The following is a 3,533-nucleotide window of genomic DNA, read 5'->3' on the forward strand; positions in this document are numbered from 1 at the left end:
GCACTGGCCGATTTCAACGAGGCCGTGCGGCTCAATCCCAGCAACCTCGTGGCGCTGAACGACCGGGGCGTCACCTGGGACGCCCTGGAAGAGTTCGGCAAGGCATTCAAGCAATTCGATGAAATCCTGCGTGTCAGCCCGCGCAACGCGCTGGCTTACGCCAACCGGTCCGCCGCTTGGTTCGACGTCGAGGACTATGAAAAAAGTCTGGCCGACGTCAATCGGGCCATCGAGCTCGATCCGAAGCTGGCGTTCGCCTACGCCAATCGCGGAAGCTGGTACTTGAAGCACGGCGATTACCCGAAGGCGCTGGACGATTACCAAAAGTCGATGGAGCTGGCGCCGCGCGAGTGGGGCGCGTACAACGGCCTGGCACGGGTGTATGCCACGGCCCCGGTCTTTCAGGCCCACATCCGCGACGGCACGCAGGCACTGGCGATGGCCCAGAAGGCCTGCGAACTGTCGCAGTGGGACGAATGGATGCCGGTGGCGTCGCTGGCCGCGGCCTACGCCGAATTGGGCGATTTCGAGGCCGCCGTCAAATGGCAAAAGAAGGCGCTGGCCATGTCGCAACCGGCCAAGGACCGCCACCAGCACGACAACTTGCAGCGGCTGGAGCTTTACAAAGCGGGCAAGCCGTATTACGAAGAGGTCTCGTCGCTGAAGGAAGACGCCCCCAAGCCCGCGACGCAACCGGCCGGCCCTGAAACGAACTGACTCCGATTTGGGCCGTCGCTTCAACCGTTGGCAATATGGCATATCGTTGGAACGCGCAAAAAAGCAGCCGGTCGAATTTGCGCCGTCTGGCCCGCGATCAATTGCTGGGCGCGATCGACGAGTTGAACGCGCCGCTGGCCGACCGCCCTGACGCCGTCCACGAAGCCCGCCTGCGTTTGAAGAAGGTCCGCGCCCTGCTCCGGCTCGTACGCCTGGCTGCCCCCGACGCCTACAAGCAGGAGAACGCCGCGCTGCGCGACATTGCCCGCACGCTCTCCTTCGAGCGCGATCGCCAAGCCACGATCGAGGCGCTCGACAAATTACTCGACCATGCCGAACGCAAGTGGGCCGAACGCAAGCGGGCCGAACGCAAGTGGGCCGAACGCAAGTGGGCCGAACGCGAGTGGGGCGAACCAGGCGGGCATTTGCACGACCTGCGCCAGTTGCGAAGTCGACTTGTGGAAGCGCAGCAGCACGAGTCGAACGACGCCGGCCGAGAGCAATTCGTTGACCGCGTACACGGATTGCTGCGCGAGTCGCTCGAACGGCTCGAGCCTTGGACCGCCGCCGCCAGCAGCGACGACGTGGTGGCCGACGGCTTCGCCGAAAGCTATCGACGCGGCCGCCGGGCATTGCACCTGGCCCGCGCGAATCCGACTGCCGAAAACCTGCACGAGTGGCGCAAGCAGATCAAGTATCACCGCTATCAGGTGCGGCTGTTTCACGACGCCTGGCCCGTCCTGCTCGATGCCCATTATCAGGAGCTCAAGCGGCTTTCGGACCTGTTGGGCGACGATCACGATCTCGTGCTATTGGGCGAAGCCGTGGGCGACGGCCGCGCACTGGCGGTGAGCCAAGACGCCGTTTGCCAGTTGACGCGGCTTATCGAACGGCGGCGCGGCGAACTGCGGGCCGGGGCGTTCCCACTGGGGCGGTTGCTGTTTGCCGAGAAGCCGAAGCAGCTTACGCGGCGGTTCACTCGATACTGGTGCGCCCACCGCCAAGCCGATCATTGAAAACCGCGCGAAAAGCTTTCGGCCGCCGTCTCGGCGACGGGGCGACCACGCGGTTGACGTTCTTCGGGCGCATCGTAAGCGTTGCCGGCGGTCGGTGCGGGCAGCGGGGCGAGGCCGGACGTCTGCCCGGCGCCGAGCGACGGCTCAGGCAGGCCTTGCGGCACGTTGGCCGACTGGCCGGCGGCGGGCGATGCGGTGCCCGAGGCCCGGTTCTTCTCCTGAATTTGGTTCTCAAACGAGTGCAGCTTCTCCAGGGCGCGGGCCTCGTCTTCGTGGACCTTGTCTTTGTCGATGAGGATGTTCACGTGCTCGGCATGTCCGGTGGGGTCATTGCTCGTCGTAAACGTGAACCAGCCCAGGTAAAAGGCCCCGCCCACGACGACGACCAGCAGCAGAATGGCTCGCTTCATGTCCTTCTCCAAAAAACAGTAACTTGGGGGCCGGATTGATAGCAGAAAGGGCGCGAGACTCCAAGAGCGGCCTCGGCAAAATAACGCAATGCACTGGCGATCGTTATTTTCTTCCTTGCCTACCCAGCTTCACTGAAACATAATGTGAGATTACAGCCGGGCCACCTGGAGGAAATCATCATGCCGTCGTCGCCGCGCAACTCGTTACGGAAGAAAAAAGCCAAGGCAAACACAAAAGCCGCCGGCAGCAACCGCCGCCGGCTTGAGCTTCAGCCGCGACTGGAATCACTGGAACGGCGGACACTGTTGTCGGTCAGCGGCGGAACCGGCACGCCGGTCGCGGCCGCGGAGGGTGCGCCGTTCAGCGGCCAAGTGGCCACGTTCACGTCCACCGACCCCACGAGCGATTTTTCCGCCACCATCAACTGGGGCGATGGCAGCTCGGTGAGCATCGTCAGCGGCGGATCCATCACGGAGTCGAGCGGCACAGTCACCGTCATGGGTAGCCACACCTATTCCGACGAAGGCAGCGACACCATCTCGGTGCTGATCACCGATACCGTAGGTCCGTCCACGGCCAGCACCACCAGCACGGCCACGATCAGCGAGGCCGATACGATGACCGCCGGCCCGGCCGTCACGACCACGGCCGCCCAAGGATCGACCTTCACGGGCACCGTGGCGACCTTCACCGACACCGGCTATCCCACCACCCCGACCAGCGACCTGACGGCCACCATCGACTGGGGCGACGGCAGCACGAGCACCGTCACCGGCGCCTCCATTACGGAGTCGAGCGGCACGCTGAGCGTGACGGGGAGCCATGTTTACGGCACAACCGGGACCGAAGCGGTGAGCGTCGTGCTGGCAGACAACACGCCGGGCACCGATACGGCCACCGCCGCCGCCACGATCACGGTCACCAGCGCGGCCGTCGCTACCATCACGCCCGTGACCACGCCCACGATCAGCGCCACCGAAGGCACGACCTTCAGCGGCACGGCCGTGGCCACCTTCAGCGACAGCGACGCCACCGCGGTGGCCAGCGACTTTACGGCCACGATCGACTGGGGCGACGGCACGAGCAGCACCGGCACCGCGGTCACCGTGACTGGTTCGGCGGGCACGTTCACTGTGGGCGGCACTCACCTCTACTCGGATGAACTGGCGACCGGCACCGCCACGGTCATTTTGACCGAGACCACGCCGAGCGCCGGCAGCGGCACGGCCACCGGCACGGCCTCCGCGGCCGAGGCCGATACGATGACCGCCGGCCCGGCCGTCACGACCACGGCCGCCCAAGGATCGACCTTCACGGGCACCGTGGCGACCTTCACCGACACCGGCTATCCCACCACCCCGACCAGCGACCTGACGGCCACCATCGACT

4 protein-coding genes are annotated in these 3,533 nt (G+C 65.3%); 3 read left to right on the forward strand and 1 reads right to left on the reverse strand.

The genetic code is table 11. The annotated features are described in order from the left end of the window. Both VNH11_12705 and VNH11_12710 read left to right on the forward strand, forming a co-directional pair. A partial coding sequence (locus VNH11_12705; protein ID HVA47220.1) for a tetratricopeptide repeat protein occupies window positions 1–717 on the forward strand: 717 nt, incomplete at its 5' end. A gap of 35 nt (window positions 718–752) precedes the next feature. Beyond that, window positions 753–1,733, forward strand: a complete 981-nt coding sequence (locus tag VNH11_12710) for a CHAD domain-containing protein (GenBank protein HVA47221.1) — start codon at window positions 753–755, stop codon at window positions 1,731–1,733. Here the strand turns inward: VNH11_12710 and VNH11_12715 are convergent. Beyond that, entirely contained in the window at window positions 1,727–2,143 is a 417-nt protein-coding gene (locus VNH11_12715) for a hypothetical protein (protein ID HVA47222.1), read from the reverse strand. The two genes, VNH11_12710 and VNH11_12715, sit on opposite strands and share 7 nt — an antisense overlap. 180 nt (window positions 2,144–2,323) lie before the next feature. Between VNH11_12715 and VNH11_12720 the strand changes: the two genes are divergently transcribed. Further along, window positions 2,324–3,533 (forward strand): hypothetical protein (locus tag VNH11_12720; protein ID HVA47223.1); only part of this gene is annotated, 1,210 nt, incomplete at its 3' end.

The sequence above is a fragment of the Pirellulales bacterium genome (assembly GCA_035533075.1).
In the GTDB taxonomy this organism is placed as follows: Bacteria; Planctomycetota; Planctomycetia; order Pirellulales; family JAICIG01; genus DASSFG01.

Excerpts from the sequence above, each read along its gene's own strand:
- VNH11_12715 (HVA47222.1), bottom strand. The coding sequence starts at position 2,143 with ATGAAGCGAGCCATTCTGCTGCTGGTCGTCGTCGTGGGCGGGGCCTTT.
- VNH11_12710 (HVA47221.1), top strand. The coding sequence starts at position 753 with ATGGCATATCGTTGGAACGCGCAAAAAAGCAGCCGGTCGAATTTGCGC.